17 protein-coding genes are annotated in these 18,316 nt (G+C 67.3%); 3 read left to right on the top strand and 14 right to left on the bottom strand.

Translation table 11 applies throughout. The features are described from left to right. Positions 1–184 precede the first annotated feature (184 nt). The 3 genes from AC5P67_RS06950 to AC5P67_RS06940 all read left to right on the top strand — a co-directional run bounded on the left by AC5P67_RS06950 (position 185) and on the right by AC5P67_RS06940 (position 5,533). Positions 185–913, top strand: coding sequence for a response regulator (locus AC5P67_RS06950; RefSeq protein ID WP_005408779.1), 729 nt, complete (start codon positions 185–187; stop codon positions 911–913). A 6-nt stretch (positions 914–919) separates the two neighbouring features. Then, a complete protein-coding gene (locus AC5P67_RS06945) occupies positions 920–2,329 on the top strand; it encodes an ATP-binding protein (RefSeq protein ID WP_005408780.1) in 1,410 nt (469 codons plus the stop codon). Between the two features lie 177 nt (positions 2,330–2,506). After that, the gene (locus AC5P67_RS06940; RefSeq protein WP_076739123.1) at positions 2,507–5,533 is read left to right on the top strand and encodes a ligand-binding sensor domain-containing diguanylate cyclase; all 3,027 of its coding nucleotides are present in this window, start codon (positions 2,507–2,509) and stop codon (positions 5,531–5,533) included. A 191-nt stretch (positions 5,534–5,724) separates the two neighbouring features. On the opposite strand, the gene rnt is transcribed toward AC5P67_RS06940, so the two are convergent. The 14 genes from rnt to AC5P67_RS06870 all read right to left on the bottom strand — a co-directional run bounded on the left by rnt (position 5,725) and on the right by AC5P67_RS06870 (position 18,315). Next, positions 5,725–6,375, bottom strand: a complete 651-nt coding sequence (rnt, locus tag AC5P67_RS06935; RefSeq protein WP_032965690.1) for a ribonuclease T — start codon at positions 6,373–6,375, stop codon at positions 5,725–5,727. A 169-nt stretch (positions 6,376–6,544) separates the two neighbouring features. Continuing rightward, positions 6,545–7,066 (bottom strand): HvfX family Cu-binding RiPP maturation protein, encoded by a 522-nt coding sequence (locus AC5P67_RS06930; RefSeq protein ID WP_005408783.1) that lies wholly within the window; start codon positions 7,064–7,066, stop codon positions 6,545–6,547. A gap of 26 nt (positions 7,067–7,092) precedes the next feature. After that, entirely contained in the window at positions 7,093–7,848 is a 756-nt protein-coding gene (locus tag AC5P67_RS06925) for an HvfC family RiPP maturation protein (RefSeq protein ID WP_005408784.1), read from the bottom strand. Beyond that, complete coding sequence (locus AC5P67_RS06920) at positions 7,841–8,716, bottom strand: HvfB family MNIO-type RiPP peptide maturase (protein WP_005408785.1); 876 nt, start codon at positions 8,714–8,716, stop codon at positions 7,841–7,843. The genes AC5P67_RS06925 and AC5P67_RS06920 overlap by 8 nt, the downstream gene beginning before the upstream one ends. Beyond that, positions 8,703–9,059, bottom strand: coding sequence for an HvfA family oxazolone/thioamide-modified RiPP metallophore (locus AC5P67_RS06915; RefSeq protein WP_005408786.1), 357 nt, complete (start codon positions 9,057–9,059; stop codon positions 8,703–8,705). Before AC5P67_RS06915 ends, AC5P67_RS06920 begins: the two co-directional genes overlap by 14 nt. Positions 9,060–9,317: 258 nt before the next feature. Continuing rightward, on the bottom strand, positions 9,318–10,025 hold the full coding sequence (gene phoU, locus AC5P67_RS06910; RefSeq protein ID WP_005408787.1) for a phosphate signaling complex protein PhoU: 708 nt from the start codon (positions 10,023–10,025) through the stop codon (positions 9,318–9,320). Between the two features lie 61 nt (positions 10,026–10,086). Next, positions 10,087–10,917, bottom strand: a complete 831-nt coding sequence (pstB, locus tag AC5P67_RS06905) for a phosphate ABC transporter ATP-binding protein PstB (RefSeq protein ID WP_005408788.1) — start codon at positions 10,915–10,917, stop codon at positions 10,087–10,089. Positions 10,918–10,936: 19 nt separating this feature from the next. Then, a complete protein-coding gene (gene pstA, locus AC5P67_RS06900; protein ID WP_005408789.1) occupies positions 10,937–11,800 on the bottom strand; it encodes a phosphate ABC transporter permease PstA in 864 nt (287 codons plus the stop codon). After that, a complete protein-coding gene (gene pstC / locus AC5P67_RS06895; RefSeq protein WP_005412771.1) occupies positions 11,800–12,768 on the bottom strand; it encodes a phosphate ABC transporter permease subunit PstC in 969 nt (322 codons plus the stop codon). The genes pstA and pstC overlap by 1 nt, the downstream gene beginning before the upstream one ends. 82 nt (positions 12,769–12,850) lie before the next feature. Next, positions 12,851–13,939 carry a phosphate ABC transporter substrate-binding protein PstS gene (gene pstS / locus AC5P67_RS06890; protein WP_005408791.1) on the bottom strand — a complete coding sequence of 363 codons (1,089 nt, stop codon included), beginning with the start codon at positions 13,937–13,939 and terminating at the stop codon, positions 12,851–12,853. A 686-nt stretch (positions 13,940–14,625) separates the two neighbouring features. Continuing rightward, on the bottom strand, positions 14,626–15,642 hold the full coding sequence (gene pstS / locus AC5P67_RS06885) for a phosphate ABC transporter substrate-binding protein PstS (RefSeq protein ID WP_012479636.1): 1,017 nt from the start codon (positions 15,640–15,642) through the stop codon (positions 14,626–14,628). A 222-nt stretch (positions 15,643–15,864) separates the two neighbouring features. Continuing rightward, positions 15,865–17,076: an OprO/OprP family phosphate-selective porin gene (locus AC5P67_RS06880; RefSeq protein WP_005408793.1), complete on the bottom strand. Its 1,212-nt coding sequence runs from the start codon at positions 17,074–17,076 to the stop codon at positions 15,865–15,867. Between the two features lie 196 nt (positions 17,077–17,272). Continuing rightward, on the bottom strand, positions 17,273–17,962 hold the full coding sequence (gene nth / locus AC5P67_RS06875) for an endonuclease III (protein ID WP_012479638.1): 690 nt from the start codon (positions 17,960–17,962) through the stop codon (positions 17,273–17,275). Next, on the bottom strand, positions 17,962–18,315 hold the full coding sequence (locus AC5P67_RS06870; RefSeq protein WP_005408795.1) for a hypothetical protein: 354 nt from the start codon (positions 18,313–18,315) through the stop codon (positions 17,962–17,964). Before AC5P67_RS06870 ends, nth begins: the two co-directional genes overlap by 1 nt. Position 18,316: the final 1 nt, after the last annotated feature.

Raw genomic sequence — 18,316 nt, 5'->3', positions numbered from 1 at the left:
GCCGCGGCGGCGGCGTTGGTGGGCATTGTGAAGACCGGGCGACAGGCGGCTCAATCCTCGGGGTATGTCTCTATGTAACACTGTCGGTGAATACGCGTAACCACAGGTATCCCGCTCATGGCTGGATACACTGGTACGCATTGCCCCGGATGCGGTTCAGCTGCCGACACGGGATGATCGCGACATGGAGACTGAAAACACGATGCATCGACTGCTGATCGTCGACGACGACAACGACATCCGCACCCTGCTGGCCGAGCAGCTCGGCCGTGCCGGCTACCAGGTGAGCACGGCCGCAGACGGCACCGCCATGCGCCAGCTGCTGGACCGCGAGCACGTGGACCTGATCGTGCTCGACCTCAACCTGCCGCGCGAGGATGGCCTGACCCTGTGCCGCGACCTGCGGGCGCGCTCGAACACCCCGGTGATCATGCTGACCGCGCGCGCCGAGCCGATCGACCGCGTGCTCGGCCTGGAAATGGGCGCCGACGACTACCTGGCCAAGCCGTTCGAACCGCGCGAGCTGCTGGCGCGCATCCGCAACGTGCTGCGCCGGACCGAGGCGCTGCCGGCCAACCTGGAGCCGCTGGCGGTGCGCCGTGCGCGTTTCTCGCGCTGGGTGTTCGACCTGGAGCATCGCCACCTGGTCGATCCGGACGACCGCGTGGTGGTGCTGTCCGGTGCCGAGTTCCGCCTGCTGCGAGTGTTCATCGCCCATGCCAACAAGGTGCTGTCGCGCGAACAGCTGGTCGCGCTCAGCAGCGGCCGCAACTACGAGGCGCAGGATCGCGCGATCGACCTGCAGGTCAGCCGCCTGCGCAACAAGCTGGGCGATGACGGTGGGCCGGATGGCTTGATCAAGACCGTGCGCAACGAAGGCTACGTGCTGGCCTCCTCGGTGAACCTGGAATAAGCCGTCATGAAGCGCCTGCGCCATTTCCTGTCCTCGATGGTCGGGCGGTTGTTCGTCATCCTGCTGTTGGGCATGAGCGTGGCTGCGATCGGCGCGACCATGCTGGCCACCTCCAAACGCCAGCAGGAGTTCGAGCGGCAGAACCTGAACCGCATCGCCGACCGCCTGCAGGGCTACGTCAACCTGCTCGATGGCAATCCCGAACTGCGCGAGCGACTGCTTGAGATCGGTGGGCCCAGCGTGCGTGCGCTGCAGCCCGGCGCGCGCCTGGGGCGGGCGGATACCGCACTGATGGAAGTCCTGGATGACCGGCCCGGCCCGGTGTCGCGCGCGCATGTGCATTTCACCTCGTTCCGTTCCTGCATTCCCAAGCTGCAGGATCTGCTGCCGCCACCGCCGCCGGGGCACCGACGGCATCCGCGTGAGCGCGATCCGGCCTTCATTCCGCCCAAGTGCCGCGCGGTTGATGTGACGCTCAACGACGGTACGCTGCTGAAGCTGGCGCTGGATTCGCCAGCAGTGGCCCACAACGGCATTCTGGCCGTGGACCCGTGGTTCCTGACCCTGCTGGTGCTGGCGATTGCCGTGCTGGCCTATATCGTTGCGCGCATGGCCAGTGCGCCGCTGCAGGAGCTGGCGGCGGCCGCGGAGGATCTCGGCGACGATCTGCAGCGCGATCCACTGCCGTTGCGCGGGCCGCGCGAGGTGCAGCGCGCCGCCGAGGCCTTCAATGCCATGCAGCACCGCCTGCAGCGGCACCTGGCCGAACGCACGCAGATGCTGGCGGCGATCACCCATGACCTGCAGACCCCGTTGACCCGCCTGCGCCTGCGCCTGGAGAACGTCAGCGACGAGGTGCTGCGCGAGCGCCTGATCGGCGATCTGGCGGCGATGCAGGCACTGGTGCGCGAAGGCCTGGAGCTGGCCCGCAGTGCCGAGAGCGCCGAGCAGCGCGCCGCGCTGGATCTGGATTCGCTGCTGGAAAGCATCGTGGAAGACGCCGCAGAGGGTGGTGCCGACGTGGTCTTCGAGGGCGGCACCGGTGCGGTGCTGATGTTGCGCCCGCTGGCCATGCACCGGCTGTTCTCCAACCTGGTGGATAACGCCGTGATGTATGCCCACCGCGTGCGCGTGCGGGTGGAACGCAGCGGCGGCACGATCACGGCGATGGTGTCCGACGATGGCCCGGGCCTGGCGGAAGACCAGCTGGAGGCCGTGTTCGACCCGTTCGTGCGGGTGGAAACCTCGCGTTCGCGGGAAACCGGCGGCGCCGGGCTGGGCCTGACCATCGCGCGCGCCCTGGCCGAGAAGGATGGCGCGCGGCTGTGGCTGCGCAACCGTGCCGAGGGCGGTCTGGAGGCGGTGGTGCAGTGGCCGGCCAGTGCGCAGGTGGTGCCGCCTGGCCGGCCCGGCTGAGCCCCGCCGGACGCACGCGATGACGCCGGGGCCAGGGTTTGGCCTATCATCTGCGCATCTCCCCAGTTTCTCCCCGATGAGTCAGCCCGTTCCTGACGGCACGCCGTTCCGCGTTGCCCGGTCGTTCCCGCTTGCTGTCATGCCCTGCAGCCGCTACCGGCCACTGCCGCCGAGCTGATGGGCAGGTCAGGGGACAACGGGTGCTGGGTGGAGCGCCGCGTTTCGAAGGCCAGGCAGGCACTGCAGCGCGGTCTGCTCTGGCTGTTGCTGGTGCTGGCGTTGCCGCTGGCCGCGCAGGAGGGCGCGCCGCCGCTGCGCGACTACGCCATCGACGTGTGGACCTCGCGCAATGGCCTGCCGCACAACTCGCTGCGCGATATCGCGCAGACTCCCGAGGGGCACCTGTGGTTTGCCACCTGGGAAGGCCTGGTCCGCTACAACGGCCTGGATTTCACCGTGTTCGACCGCAGCACCCGCCCGGGGCTGCGCGACAACGGCATCGGCGCACTGCTGGTCGATCGGCAGGGAGGGCTGTGGATCAGTGATTCGCGCGGTAACGTCAGCCATCGTGGCAACGACGGCCAGTGGCGGGTCTGGGAGCATCAGGCCGACACCCCGCAGGTGCTGATCCAGTCCATGCAGATGGACAGCCAGGGGCGCCTGTGGCTGCTGTACGAAGGCAAGGGCATCGGCTATCTCACGCCGGACAAGGGCATCGTCTACCAGGCGCCGGCGGCCGACCTGCCGATGGCGATGAGCTTCACCAAGCTGGTGGTCGATGCGCAGGACCGGGTCTGGGTTGGCACGCTTGACGGGCTGGTGCTGCGCGACAACGACGGCGTGCTCAAGCGCGCGCCCGCGGCGTGGGGCCTGGGTGCCGGCACCGGCCTGTCCTGGCCGTACCGGGCTCCTGATGGCGCGCTGTGGATCGTCGCTGGCGAGCGCCTGTACCGCGTGGAGGACGATCAGCTGGTGCTGGTGCACCGGCTGCCGGGACAGCTGCACATGACCTCGATGCTGCAGGACCGGCACGGCGACCTGTGGCTGGGAACCGAGAACCAGGGCCTGCTGCGGATCTCGGCGCATGGCCTGGAACGATTGCCGGCCGGCCTGAACCTGCCGGGCGGGCGCGTGGTCAGCCTGCGCGAGGATGCCGAAGGCAGCATCTGGGTGGGGGCCAACGGTGGCCTGTACCGCCTGCGCGAAACACTGTTCAGCAGCTACACCGAGCGCGATGGCCTCAGTGGCGACTATGTGCGCACGGTGCTGGAGGACCGCGACCGCCAGTTGTGGGTCGGTAGTGCCAGTGGTCTCGACCTGCAGACACCCGATGGCCGCTTCCGCGCGGTTCCCCTGCACAACCGCGGCGGCAAGGCGCCATCGGTATTGAGTCTGGCGCAGGGGCCGGACGGCGACCTGTGGGTCGGTACGTTCGGCGACGGCGTTTACCGGCTGGACCGCGATGGCAGTCTCCGCCACAACTATGCGGCAGCCGACGGCATGCCGGGTGGCAACATCCGCGCGATCAGTGTCGATCCGCAGGGCAGGGTCTGGGCGGGTACGCAGAAGGGCGTGGTACGCATCGACGGCGACCGAGTGCAGGTGTCGACTGCCCCGGGCATGCCCGGTGGCCTCATCACCGCACTCGAGCATGACCACCAGGGCAACCTGTGGATCGGCACCATCGAGGGCATCCGCGTGCTGCGTGGCGACCACGTCCAGTCGATCGACCTGGCACCGATGGGCGGGGGCCGCAGTGTGTTCGGTTTCCACCAGCTGGGCGACGCGATGTGGATCAGCAGCGACCGCGGCCTGTACCGTTGGCTCGACGGAAAGCTGGCGCGCGTCGGCCTGGAGCAGGGCATGCCGGTGGATGCGGTGTTCCAGCTGGTGCCGGATCGTCTTGGCAACGTGTGGATCAGCAGCAACCGCGGCGTGCTGCGCACCGACATGGCGACCCTCAATGCCGTGGCAGATGGCCGCGCACCACGAGTGGTGGTGGAGCGCTACAACGAGATCGACGGCATGGCCAACGCGCAGGCCAACGGCAGCTCCGGGCCATCGGCCATCCTGCGCCAGGACGGCACCTTCTGGGTGGTCACCGCCGGAGGCCTGAGCACCGTCGACCCGCAACGCCTGCAGCGCTTCCGCGAGCGCCCATCACCGCCGGCAGCGATCGAGAGCGTGCAGGTGGATGGCGCACCCGTGCATTGGGAGGGCCCGGATCGCAACTACATTCCCGGCGGCCGACGTCTGGCGGTGAGCTATGTGGGCCTGAGTTACCTGATGTCGGACCGGATCCGCTATCGCACGCGGCTGGATGGCCTGGACACCGGCTGGGTCGAGCGCGGCCCGCAGCGCAGCGTCGAGTTCGTCGGCCTGCCTCCGGGTGACTACACCCTGCACGTGTCGGCGGCGCATCCAGGCGGGGCCTGGGGCCAGCAGGAAGCCGTGTGGAGCTTCACGGTGGAGCCGTTCTGGTGGCAACGCCGCAGCGTGCAGCTGCTGGGCGGGTTGTTGCTGCTGGCTGGGCTGGTGGTGCTGTACCGCCTGCTGCTGCAGCAGCTGAAGGCCAGCAACCTGCGCCTGGCACGGCGCGTGGACGAGGCAACCTTCGACCTGCAGGCCAAGACCGTGCACCTGCAGGCGCTGAACCAGGAAAAGACCGAGCTGGCCGAGCGCCTTGCACGGCAGGCCGAGGCCTTTGAGCGGCAGGCGCGCGAGGATGCGCTGACCGGGCTGGCCAATCGCCGTGCCTTCGATGAAACGCTGGCGCGCGACTTCGCCCGTTCACAGCGCAGCGGCCACCCGCTGTGCCTGGTGGTGCTGGACATCGACCACTTCAAGGACGTCAACGACCGCCACAGCCACAGCATCGGCGATGCGGTGCTGGTGCAGGTGGCCAGGCTGATCGCCGCGGCCTGCCGTGACTCGGACCTGCCCGCGCGTACCGGTGGCGAGGAGTTCGCGCTGCTGCTCAACGACACCCGCCTGGAAGAAGCCGCGCAGCTGTGCGCGCGCCTGCGCGGCCTGTTCCATGACCACCCCGACTGGGCCGGTGTAGCGGGCCTGCGCGTGACCTTCAGCGCAGGCCTGGTGGAACTGGATGCCGATGACCGCACCCCGGCGCTGCTGTACCAGCGCGCCGACCGCGCGCTGTACCGCGCCAAGAGCGACGGCCGCGATCGTACGAGTATTGGTTGATCGCATCCACGCATGGCGTGGATCTACTGGTGTTGTCGTACCAACCGGCGGTGCCGACCAACGGTCGGCACCCACCAGAGAAGTGCGGCTAAGCCCCCAGGGGCGGGTTCACGGCGTCCCCCGCGAACCCACCTTGTCCGGCCCGACCGCTGATTTGCTTCACGCCACGAGGGGCTCCGCCGCTGGCTGTCTTACCGCGGCCAGGCGTTGGCGATGGTGCAGAACAATCGTGCGGTCTGTTCGGTGTCATACACCGCGCTGTGTGCTTCGTTCGCATCCCAGCCCAACCCGGCGGCCGTGGCTGCACGCGCCAGCACCGTCTGCCCGTAGGCGATGCCGGCCAGGGTGACGGTGTCGAACACGCTGAACGGATGGAACGGATTGCGCTTGTGGCCGGTCCGGGCCACGGCGGCGTTGACGAAGCCCAGGTCGAAATGGGCGTTGTGGCCGACCAGGATCGCGCGCTGGCAGCCGTACTTCTTCATCGCCGCGCGTACCGGGGTGAAGATGTGGTCCAGTGCGGCCTTCTCTTCCTTGGCCAGCCGGAACGGGTGGTCGAGGATGATGCCGGTCACTTCCAGCGACTTCGGGTCGATCTCCAGGCCCTCGGCCGGCACCACATGGGCACTGGCGGTCTGGCCGGGGTAGAGCAGGCCGTTCTCGTCCATCTCGATCGGCACCGCGGCGATTTCCAGCAGGGCGTTGCGCTGGCTGTCGAAGCCGCCGGTTTCCACGTCCACCACCACCGGCAGGAAGCCGCGGAAGCGTTGTGACATCGCGCGCTGCGCCTGGGGGATTGCGGAATCGGAGGCGGCGGCAGGTGCGGGAGTGGGGTCATTCATGCGTGAATTCTAGCAGAGCGGCCTCGAGCGCCCGGCCAGCCTGTGACGCACGGGCTCCCTGCGCAGGAGCGTGTCGACCAAGGTCGACACCTACCGGTGCACCGCGCGCCCAGGATTCCGGTAGGTGCCAACCTGGGTTGGCACGATGCGCGCCGACCAGGGTCGGCATCTACCGGACTGCTGGCCGCGCAGGCGTGCCCGATGGCTGCCACCGTGCCAACCACGCATCCACGCTCAGCCTACCGGCGCCGCTGAAGATCAGTGGCAGCAGCATCGCCATAAAGAGCACCGGCAGCTTGAAGTTGCCGAAGCCCTGGTCAGTGATCGCATAGCCCATCGCGAGGTCGCCCAGCGAGTCCCATTGCATCGGCCAGTGCACGGCGTAGGTGGCCACCACGGTCAATACCAGCAGGCTGGCGGCGGCGAAACGCGTACCGAAACCCAACAGCAGGCAGGCCGCGCCGACCAGTTCGAACCAGGTCGCCAGCTGCCAGTTCAGCGTGCTCGGCAGCTGATCGAACGGGAACGGAAAGGCATCCTGCAGGTCGGCGAACCAGTTCTGGCCGTGCAGTTTCTCGCGGCCGGATTCGAAGTACTCCCAGGCCAGCAGCAGGCGCAGGCCGAGCGGGGCCAACCAGGGGGCGAGACGGTCCAGCTGGCCACGCGCGGTGGCCAGGGTCGGAAGGTTCATCAGGGGGTCTCCGCGAATGAGGTGTGTCAGGGAGGGGCTGTGAGCGGGCCGATCACGCCGGCCTGCAGGAACTGCCGCAGCAGCGCGGCACCGGGTTCGGCCAGCGCATCCTCGGCCAGCCCGTGTCCACTGGCCAGCTGCTGCAGGTAGGTTTGTCCTTCCAGCCCAGGCTGTTCGCCGATGCTGGACAGCAGGAACACCGCCAGAGGGCTGAGCGTGGCGAATCGCACCTCGCCGTCGGCATCGCGGCGCACCAGAAGGCCAGTCGGCTCGGCCGGCGGCTCGGTCGGTGCGTCCTCAGCGCCGAGCCGGTGCACCGGCCACTGATACAGCAGCGGCCATGCCAGCGGCGAGCGCTGCAGCGGCACCCGAACCGGGTCGGTGTCGTCCTGCGCCGGCAGCGGTTCGGCATCCAGCTGGTACAGCGCGGTTTCCACCCATTCGTAGTGGGCCAGTTCGGCCAACGCCGGATGCGGCAGCTGTGGCTGAGCCTGCAGCCACTGCACGAATTCGGCGGCCAGTTCGGTGAACAGCGGTGTCTGGCAGCGATGGGTCGCGAAGTACTGGCGCACCAGTCCGCTCCAGGCCGGTTCGCCGAGCAGGCGCACGCAGACCGGGAAGCCGTTGCTCAACAGACCGAGCAGGTTGTTGAACAGCAGTCGTTGGTATACCGCGACCCGGCGTGATTCCAGCCCGGCCGGTGGCGGCACGCCCTGTGGATCACGCAGATGGGCAGTGAATGCGTGCTGCTGCGCGCGCAGCGTGTCGGGAGCATCAGCCATGTGCGCCCCCGGCGTGCGTCGCCTGCAGGCGGCGGATGGTCTGCAGCTCGCCCTGCAGTTCGGCGTAGGGCGGGAAGTTGAAATCGCGCTCAAGCAGGGTGGGGCGTGCGCCGATGCGTGCATAGGTGCGTGCCAGCAGCGCCCAGACCGGGTCGATCACCGCACTGCCATGGGTATCGATCTTCAGGTCCGGTGCCTCGTCCAGGTGCCCGGCCACGTGCAGGCAGACGATGCGTTCTGCGGGCAGCCCGGCAATGAAGGTGTCGGCGTCGTAGCCGTGGTTGCAGGCGTTGACGTAGACGTTGTTGACGTCCAGCAGCAGGTCGCAGTCGGCCTCGGCGAGCACGGCGTTGGTGAAGGCCAGCTCGTCCATCGCCGGCTCCGGCGCCACGTAGTAGGACACGTTCTCCACTGCGATGCGGCGACCCAGCAGGTCCTGCACACGGGCGATGCGTGCGGCGGTATGGCGCACCGCTTCGTCGGTAAATGGAATCGGCAGCAGGTCGTACAGGTGGCCGTCGTCGCTGCAGTAGCTCAGGTGCTCGCTGTACAGCGGCACGCGGTGCTTTTCCAGGAACTGGCCGACCTGTTCCAGCAGCCGGGTATCCAGCGGCGCACTGCCGCCCAGCGACAGGGACAGGCCGTGGCAGCTGAGCGGATGGCGCTGTGCCAGCTCGGCCAGTGCATCCCCGGCAGGACCACCGACATGGATCCAGTTCTCCGGCGCGCATTCGAGGAAATCGAAGTCGCCCGCCGGTGCATCACGCAGCTCCTGCAACAGCGCCCGGCGCAGCCCCAACCCGGCGGCCGCCGCACGAAGCGGCGACCGCGGGCTGACGACGCTGGCGCGGACGTCAGTGCTTGCCACCGCACTTGCCTTCGCCACACTTGCCTTCGGCCGCCTTCTTGTCGCCGGACGTGGCCTTGGCGCCTGCCGCAGCGCCGGCAGCCTTGCCCTTGTCGGCGCCGCACTTGCCTTCGGCGGTCTTGCCGTCGGCGCCACACTTGCCTTCGGCATGCTTGGTCGCGTCAGCGGCCATCTTGGTGTCGGCGGCCTTGGCGTCGGTACTGGCCTTGGCTGCCTGTCCGGCAACCAGGTAGCCCTGGGCGAGGTCGCTCATGCTCAGGGCCGAGGCACTGGCGGTCATGCCCAGGCCGGCGGCCAGGGCGGTAGCAGTCAGCAGGGACAGGGTCTTGTTGGAACTGCTCATCGGTCGTGCTCCTGGGTGGTGTGGGCGGGTGCCCGGATGGCCGGCAGGGATGCCGGTGGAAACGATGGTGCAGCGATCCTACTCAACGAATCCTCGCCAAGAACTCAAATTTTCGTGAGGTTTGTTACAGAAGCATCCGGAAGGTTCGCACCGGGCAAGCCCGGCGCCCACAACGCGGGTGGAACACCCCAAAAAAGAAGGCCGCTGTCACCAGGACAGCGGCCACCTTGGAGTCGACTCCGGTGTTGCAGTGCAGCGTCAGGGCTGGCCGGTGCTGGAGGTCTCGTCGCGCTTCTCGCGCGGCGGCAGCGGCTGCTCCCCGTGCACCAGGAACCACACGTTCTCGGCGATGTTGGTGGCGTGGTCGCCCACGCGCTCCAGGTTCTTGGCCATGAACAGCAGGTGCGTGCACGGGGTGATGTTGCGCGGGTCTTCCATCATGTAGGTCAGCAGCTCGCGGAACAGCGCGGTGTACTGCGCGTCCAGGCGAGCGTCGTCCTCGCGCAGTTCCAGTGCGGCGTCGGCGTCGTTGTCGCGGTAGGCGGCAATGGCACGACGGACCTGCTGCGCGGCCAGGCGGCCCAGCGCACGCAGGCCCTGGATCTGCGGCAGCGGCGGCACCTTGCCCAGCGCGATCGAACGCTTGGCGACGTTGGCCGCGTAGTCGCCGATACGCTCGATGTCGGCCGGGATGCGCAGGCCGGCGAGGATCTCGCGCAGGTCGCGCGCCATCGGGCCGCGCAGGGCCAGGCGCATCACGTCATGGCTGATCTGCTGCTCCAGCGCATCAATGGCTTCGTCGTTGGCGATGATGCGATGGGCGGCGTTCTCGTCGCGCTTCTCGATTACGTCCATCGACGCTTCGAGCTGGGCGACGGCCATCTCGCCCATGCGCACGATTTCGGCCACCAGGCGCTGCTGCTCTTCGTCGTAGCTCTTGACGATGTGGTCGTTGGGAAGGTTCATGGTCTGCAATCCGGGTAGAGCCAGGCCGTGCCTGGGACATGTGGCGAAGGATCAGCGTCGATCAGCCGAAGCGACCGGTGATGTAGTCCTCGGTCTGCCGCTGCGACGGCTGCGAGAAGATCACTTCGGTGCGGTCGTGCTCGATCAGGTCGCCCAGGTACATGAAGGCGGTGTAGTCGGAAACGCGCGCGGCCTGCTGCATGTTGTGGGTGACGATGACGATGGTGTACTCGTGCTTGAGCTCCTCCACCAGCTGCTCGATGCGGCTGGTCGAGATCGGATCCAGCGCCGAGGTCGGCTCGTCCAGCAGCAGCACCGACGGGCGCAGCGCCACGGCACGGGCGATGCACAGGCGCTGCTGCTGGCCACCGGACAGGCCCAGCGCGCTCTGCCCCAGCTTGTCCTTCACTTCGTCCCACAGTGCGCCCTGGCGCAGTGCCTGCTCGACGCGGTCGGCCATGTCGGCCTTGCTCAGTTTCTCGTGGTGGCGGATGCCGTAGGCCACGTTCTCGAAGATGGTCATCGGGAACGGCACCGGCTTCTGGAACACCATGCCGACCTTGCTGCGCAGGCGGTTCATCGGGTACTTCGGCGACAGGATGTTCTCGCCGTCCAGCAGCACTTCACCGCGCGCTTCCAACTTCGGGTACAGCGCGTAGATGCGGTTGAAGATGCGCAGCAGGGTCGACTTGCCGCAACCGGAGGGACCGATCAGCGCGGTCACGCGCTTTTCCGGAATCTCCAGGTTGATGCCCTTCAGGGCGTGGAACTTGTCGTAGTAGAAGTCCAGTCCACGCGCAGCCAGCTTCACCGGCGACGGCGTGTGCAGGCTCTCGTGCGAGGACGGCACGGCGATGCGCTGCATCGGCACGGCGTTGGAAAGGTCGTTCATGGCGTTGTCCACGGAAAGGTCAGTCATGGGAGATACGGTTGCGCAGCAGGATGCCGCGGGCGGCAAGGCTGACCAGCAACACGAAGACAGTCAGCACCAGGGCACCGGCCCAGGCCAGCACCTGCCAGGATTCATACGGGCTGCCGGCGAACTGGTTCATCACCACCGGCACCGAGGCCATCGGCTGGAAGATGTTGTTGTTCCAGTACTGGTTGCCGAAAGCGGTGAACAGCAGCGGAGCGGTCTCGCCGGAGATGCGGGCCAGCGCCAGCAGGATGCCGGTGATGATGCCGGCCGAGGCGCTGCGGTACAGCACCTGCACGATCACCTTCCACTGCGGGATGCCCAGCGACAGGGCCGCTTCGCGCATCTGCGAGGGCACCAGCCGCAGCATCTCGTCGGTGGTGCGCACCACCACCGGCAGCACGATGAAGGCCAGCGACAGGGCACCGGCGAACGCCGAGAAGTTGCCGCCGGTCTGCATCACGTACAGGGTGTAGACGAACAGGCCCAGCACGATCGACGGTGCCGACAGCAGGATGTCATTGACGAAGCGGACCACGGTGCCGGCCTTGCGGGCGTTGCCGTACTCGGCCAGCCAGGTACCGGCCAGCACGCCCAGCGGCGTGCCGATGCCGATCGCCAGCGCACACATCACGGCACTGCCGAAGAAGGCGTTGGCGAGGCCACCGTCCTGCATCGGCGGCGGCGTCATCTTGGTGAACAGGTCCCAGTTGATGCCGGCCAGGCCTTTCGAGGCCAGGGTGAACAGGATCCAGCCCAGGAAGAACAGGCCGAACAGCGCGGTGGCGCAGGAGGCGGTGATCGCAACGACGTTGCCGATGCGGCGGCGCAGGTACAACGAATCAGCGGTGGTGGACATCAGTTGCCCTCCTTGCGGGACAGGCGCATCAGCATCAGGCGGGCGATGGCCAGCACCACGAAGGTGACGATGAAGAGGACGAAGCCGAGCAGCAGCAGGGCCGAACGGTAGGTTTCAGTGGCTTCGCCGAAATCGTTGGCGATCAGCGCGGCGATGGTGGTGCCCGGCTCCAGCAGCGACGGCGACAGGCGCACGCTGTTGCCGATCACGAAGGCCACCGCCATCGTCTCGCCCAGGGCGCGGCCGAGGCCGAGGAAGATGCCGCCGATCACTGCCGAGCGGGTGTAGGGCAGGACGATGTCCCAGCTCACTTCCCACTTGGTGGAGCCCAGCGCGTACGCCGACTCCTTCAGGCGGGTCGGCACGGTCAGGAACACTTCGCGCATCACCGAGGAGATGAACGGAATGACCATGATGGCCAGCACGAAACCGGCGGTGAGCATGCCGATGCCCAGCGGCGGGCCCTGGAACATCGGGCCGATGATCGGCCATTCGCCCAGGGTCTCGTTGAGGAACGGGGTGACGTACTCGGTCATCACCGGCACCAGCACGAACAGGCCCCACATGCCGTAGATGATCGAGGGAATGCCGGCCAGCAGTTCGATGGCGGTACCGACCGGGCCACGCAGCCAGCGCGGCGCGACTTCGGTGAGGAAGAAGGCGATACCGAAGCTGACCGGCACGGCGATGACCATCGCGATGACGGCGGTGACCAGGGTGCCGTAGATCGGGGCGAGCGCACCGAACTTGTTTTCGACCGGATTCCAGTCGGCGGAGAAGAAGAAGCTCAGGCCCTGCATCTGCAGGGCATGGCGGCCGCCCCACAGCATCGACAGCGCGGCGCAGGCCAGGGCGATCAGGACGAAGATGACGGTGCCGACCAGCACCCATCGGAACAGTTTGTCGTTGCGGGCATCACGCGCATCACGCGTGGACGGGGCGGCTACAGGCTGGGCGATGGCATTCATGGGGACGGCAGGGCCAGGAAGGGGCGGGGCGGCACGGCGTGGAAGAAGCGGTGCCCGCGTGGGGCGGGCACCGTCGTGTCCATCACTTCAGGTCGGTCGCCCAGTAGGCCTCGATCTGCTTGACCAGTTCGGCCGGCAGAGGCACGTAGTGCAGCTCGTTGGCCTGCGCCTGGCCGTTTTCGAAGGCCCACTTGAAGAAGGCCAGGGTGTCCTGGTTGCGCTTGGCGTCCTTCGGCTTCTTCTGCATCAGCATGAAGTTGGTGGCGGTGATCGGCCACGCCTGCTCGCCCGGAGCGTTGGTGATGACCAGGTTGAAGTCCTTGGCGCTGGCCCAGTCGGCGCTGGCGGCCGCGGCGGCGAAGGTTTCCGCGCTCGGCTCGACCCAGTTGCCGGCCGCGTTCTGCATGGCGGTGTACGGCATGCCGTTCTGCAGCGCGTAAGCCAGTTCGACGTAGCCGATCGAGCCCTTGATCTGCTTCACGTAGGAAGCCACGCCTTCATTGCCCTTGCCACCGACGCCGTCCGGCCACTGCACCGAGGTGCCTTCGCCGACCTTGCTCTTCCACTCCGGGCTGACCTTGGACAGGTAGTTGGAGAAGTTGAAGGTGGTGCCCGAACCGTCCGAACGGTGGACCAGGGTGATCTTGCCGTCCGGCAGCTTCACGCCCGGGTTGGCGGCGACGATGGCCGGGTCGTTCCAGGTCTTGACCTTGCCCAGGAAGATGTCGGCCAGCAGGGCGCCGCTCAGGCGCAGCTTGCCGGCTTCCAGGCCTTCGATGTTGACCACCGGCACCACGCCGCCGATGGCGGACGGGAACTGCGCCAGGCCGGCCTGGGCCAGCTCTTCGCTGCTCAGCGGCTTGTCGGAGGAACCGAAGTCGACGGTGCCGGCCTTGATCTGGGCAATACCGCCGCCGGAGCCGATCGACTGGTAGTTGATCTTGGCGCCGGTGCTGGTGTTGTAGTCAGCCGACCACTTGGAGACCAGCGGGAAGATGAAGGACGCGCCCGCGCCGGACACTTCGGCGGTCACCTTGGCACCGGCAGCGGCCGGGGCGGCGGCGCCGTCGGCAGCCGGCTGCTGCGCGGCCTGCTTGTCGCCACCGCAGGCCGACAGGCCCAGGGCGATGGCCAGGGAAAGGGCGGCGAGGCCGGCCGAGTGCAGTTTCATGGTCACTCCATAGCGGGGAAGAGCCGACGTGGTCGGCGGATGCGGCTATGAAATGATGTTTTTGTTACAGCCGTATTACGACCATGACAGGGGTGTCCTGGATCACGTTCTGACAAGGGTTTCACAGGATTGGCGCCGATCCGGCAGGTGCCCGGAAACCCCCGATCTGCGCACCGATATGACGGTCGGTTGGCCCTTGTAGAGTTGAGCCATGCTCGACTGCTCCCTGTTCTCGGTAGGTGCGGACCGTTGGTCCGCACGCTCCAGCACCCAGCCGAGCGTGGGCTCGTCTCTACAAACGCTCCTGCCTTTGCTCCTGCCTTCCATGACCCCACCGCGCCCCCGATGAACAGTCGAGAGGCGGTGGGCCAGGGCGTGCAGGACCGTCCACGGCATGGATGCCGTGGACGAGCCCCCAAGGGTGAGGGCGGTTTGCCTGCGAGGCACTGCCTCGCAAGCGCCCGAACGCACAGCCGCCAGCGGCTGGGCCGGACCGCGGAGCGGGGTTTACGGCGTGTCCCGGGCTGGGCCCTGCGCCGACTCCGGGCAGTAGATTGGAAGCGCAGCGCTCTTCACGACCCATCCCCCAAAAACAAGAAGAGCGCGAGATCTCGAGGATCTCGCGCCCGGGTGGGAGCGGCGGGGGAGAGAGGACCCGCCGCCCCCGTTCCTGCGGGGGAACGCGCTTACTTCAGGTTCTGCGACCAGTAGGTCTCGATCTGGCGGACCAGGCTGTCCGGCAGCGGCACGTAGTCCAGCTGGCGGGCCTGGGCGTCGCCATTCTTGTAGACCCAGCGGAAGAACTCCTGGGTCGCCTTGCCATTGGCAGCATTCTTCGGCGTCTTCTGCACCAGGATGAAGTTGGTGGCGGTGATCGGCCAGGACTCGGCGCCCGGCGCGTTGGTCATCACCAGGTAGAAGTCGCGGGCGTTGGCCCAGTCGGCGCTGGCGGCAGCGGCTGCGAACGAGGCGTCGCTCGGCTGCACGAACTTGCCGGCGGCGTTCTTCATCGCGGTGTAGGAGAGCTTGTTCTGCAGCGCGTAGGACAGTTCGACATAGCCGATGCCGCCCTTGATCTGCTTCACATAGGCGGCAACACCTTCGTTGCCCTTGCCGCCGATGCCGGCCGGCCACTGCACCGAGGTGCCTTCACCGACCGAGCTCTTCCACTCCGGGCTGACCTTGGACAGGTAATTGACGAAGTTGAAGGTGGTGCCCGAGCCGTCCGAACGATGCACCACGGTGACCTTGGCGTTGGGCAGGGTCACGCCCGGGTTCAGCGCGGCGATGGCCGGGTCGTTCCAGGTCTTGATCTTGCCCAGGAAGATGTTGGCCAGCACCGCGCCGTCCAGCTTCAGCGCGCCCGGCGCGATGCCGGCCACGTTGACCACCGGCACCACGCCGCCGATCACCGACGGGAACTGCGCCAGGCCCGCAGCAGCCAGGTCTTCCGGCTTCAGCGGCGCGTCGGAGGAGCCGAAATCAACGGTCTTGGCCTTGATCTGGGCAATGCCGCCGCCGGAACCGATGGACTGGTAGTTGACCTTGTTGCCGGTTGCGGTGCTGTAGTCGGCCGACCACTTGGACATGACCGGGTAGATGAACGATGCGCCCGCGCCGGTGATATCGGCGGCGTTGGCGGCGAACACGGACGATGCGGCCAGGATGGCGACAGCGGCGCGCGACTTGAAGGCGTGGATCACGGGGAGACTCCTGGGGTGGTGGTCGAAGGGCGGTTGCCCGACGTTTCGGTGCACATTCCATAACGGTTGCGTGACACCCCCGCGTCTGTCATATGACGCGGGCGTGACACGCGTCATGAGCGATGTCACGTCCGCTGCGCCGGCAGGGCAGCGCGGCTACCGATGCAACGACGAAGGCACGGCCGGGGCCGTGCCTTCGCGGGTCAACGCAGGGGGCTGGACTTACCAGAAGAACTGCGCGCGGGCTTCCAGGATGTTGGGATCATCATTGACGAAACCGCGCGCCGTGGAGCTGTACTTCTTGCTGTCGACCATCACGTAGTTGAGCATCAGCTTGAAGTTGGAACGCAGGTACCAGTTGGCGCCCACGGTCCAGATGTCCATCTTGCCACCCAGCACGCCATCGACGATCGGCGGGCGACCGGCAACCGGGTTGGCGGCGAGGTTGCCGTCATTGAGGTCCATGTGGTCGTAGCGCACGCCCAGCTGCCACTGGCCGCCGGCCGGGTTGTTCGGCAGGCCGGTGCCCGGGGTGCCGCCCTTGTAGCTCCAGGTCTCGCCGGTGACGTTCCACACGCCGCTGATGTAATAGCCGTCGCTGGTGTAGTTGTCGTGGTCGTAGCGCTTGGCCTTGCTGGTGTAGTACTCGGCCTGGGCCTTGAACGGGCCCTGGAAGTACATCGCTTCGGCACCGATGGTGCTGACGCGGTCGGTGTCGGTCAGGTTGCCACTGTCGACCAGGCGGGCCGTGGCGAGGTCGGCATTCGGACGTGCACGCACGCGCAGGGTGTCGGCGTCGGTGTCGTAGTTGACGTAGCTCAGGCCGAAGTGCAGGACCTGGCCCTTTTCATTGATCGGGGCCCAGGTGCCACGCGCGCCGTAGCCGCTGCCGTGGGCCAGGTTGCGGGTCAGCTCGCGGCCGAAGGCGCTGGCAGTCACCGACCAGTTGTCCTGGCCGTAGCTGTACGCGCCGCCCAGGCGGCGGGCGATGGCATAGGTGTTGGTGACCGCTGCCTTGGAAATGAAATCGTTGTTCTTGGTGCTGGACAGTTCTTCCAGGCTGTTGGGCTGCTTGAACTGGCCCAGCTGCAGGAAGTGGTTGGCGTTGCCCAGCAGCTTGTACTTCACGTTGGTGTCGAGGAACTTGTCGGCCTTGGCGTCATAGCCGACCACCCACTCCACGTTGCCCGGGCCCTTGCCCTTCAGCACCAGCTCGGCGCGACGCAGTTCGAATTCGCTGTTCTTGCCGTTGCCGGCGTCGCCACCGTTGAGGTCGACCACATCGTTGTGGAACCAGTTGCCATCGGCCTGGACCAGGCCTTCGAAGGTGATTTCCGAACCGCCGATCACGTCGATGGCGACTTCGGCGTGTGCAGCCGGCACATACAGCGCAGCAGCCACGGCCACCGTAAGGAGTTGGTGATGCAGTTTCATGGAGAGGAGCCTTGCAGGCAGGTGGGAAGATGCGCGCAGGCTAGAAGGTAAAGATTGCGTAAATGTGACAGTTCACGCGCGGCAGACATCCACCGCAGGCCCCGTCACGACAGGGCCTGCCATTGAACCCGCTTGCGTATGACGCCCGGATTGCGCCTTGGTTGCAGTCGATCCACGCCCTGCATGGATGCGGCCGTCACTCGGCTGGGGTCTTGTCCTTGAACCGGCACAGATCGGCGATCACGCATCCCGGGCAATCCGGCTTGCGCGCCTTGCACACATAACGTCCGTGCAGGATCAGCCAGTGATGCGCGTCGAGCAGGAATTCGGCGGGGATCACCTTCACCAGCTTGTCTTCCACTTCGCGCACATTCTTTCCCGGGGCCAGGCCGGTACGGTTGGAGACGCGGAAGATATGCGTGTCCACCGCCATCACCGGCTCGCCGAAGGCGGTGTTGAGCACCACGTTGGCGGTCTTGCGGCCCACGCCCGGCAGTGCTTCCAGCGCATCGCGATCGCGCGGCACTTCACCACCATGCTTTTCCAGCAGGATCGCGCAGGTGGCGATCACGTTCTTCGCCTTGGCGTTGAACAGGCCGATGGTGGCGATGTACTGCTTAAGTCCTTCTTCGCCAAGCGCGAGGATCTTCGCCGGCGTGTTGGCCACCGGGAACAGGCGGCGCGTGGCCTTGTTGACGCCGACGTCGGTGGCCTGCGCCGACAGCGCCACCGCCACCAGCAGCTCGAACGGCGAGCTGTACTCCAGTTCGGTCTTCGGGTGCGGGTTGAGTTCGCGCAGGCGGGTGAACATCTCCACCACGTCGGCGCGCGGCATCGTGCCGCCACGCCGCGCCGGGGCGCGTGCGGTTTTCTTCGTGGTCGCCATTACTGCTCCTTGCCGCTGGCGCGGGCCTTGGCCCGGGCGAGGATGGCGGCGGCTGCGGCGGGCAGGGCGGGCTTCACGTCCGGCGCCGGGGCGGGCGTGCGCCGCGCGTCGCGTTCGGCTTCGCGGCGGGCCAGTCGCACCGCACGGGCGCGGTAGCGTTCGCGTGCCGCCCAGGCGGCCTGAAGCTGCTGCTGGGCCTGCTGCAACCGCTGCGGGAGTTCCGGGTGGCCGGGCAGCAACTGCGCGTCGTCGGCGCGGGCGACATAGTCCATCAGCCCGGCCTGCAGGGCGCCGTCGAGATCGTCTGCCTGGACCCGGGCAAACAGCTGCGCGGGGTTGGGTCGGGATGCCATG

The sequence above is a fragment of the Stenotrophomonas sp. YJH_SMC_21 genome (assembly GCF_059369555.1).
This window is presented reverse-complemented; position numbering and strand designations above follow the sequence as displayed.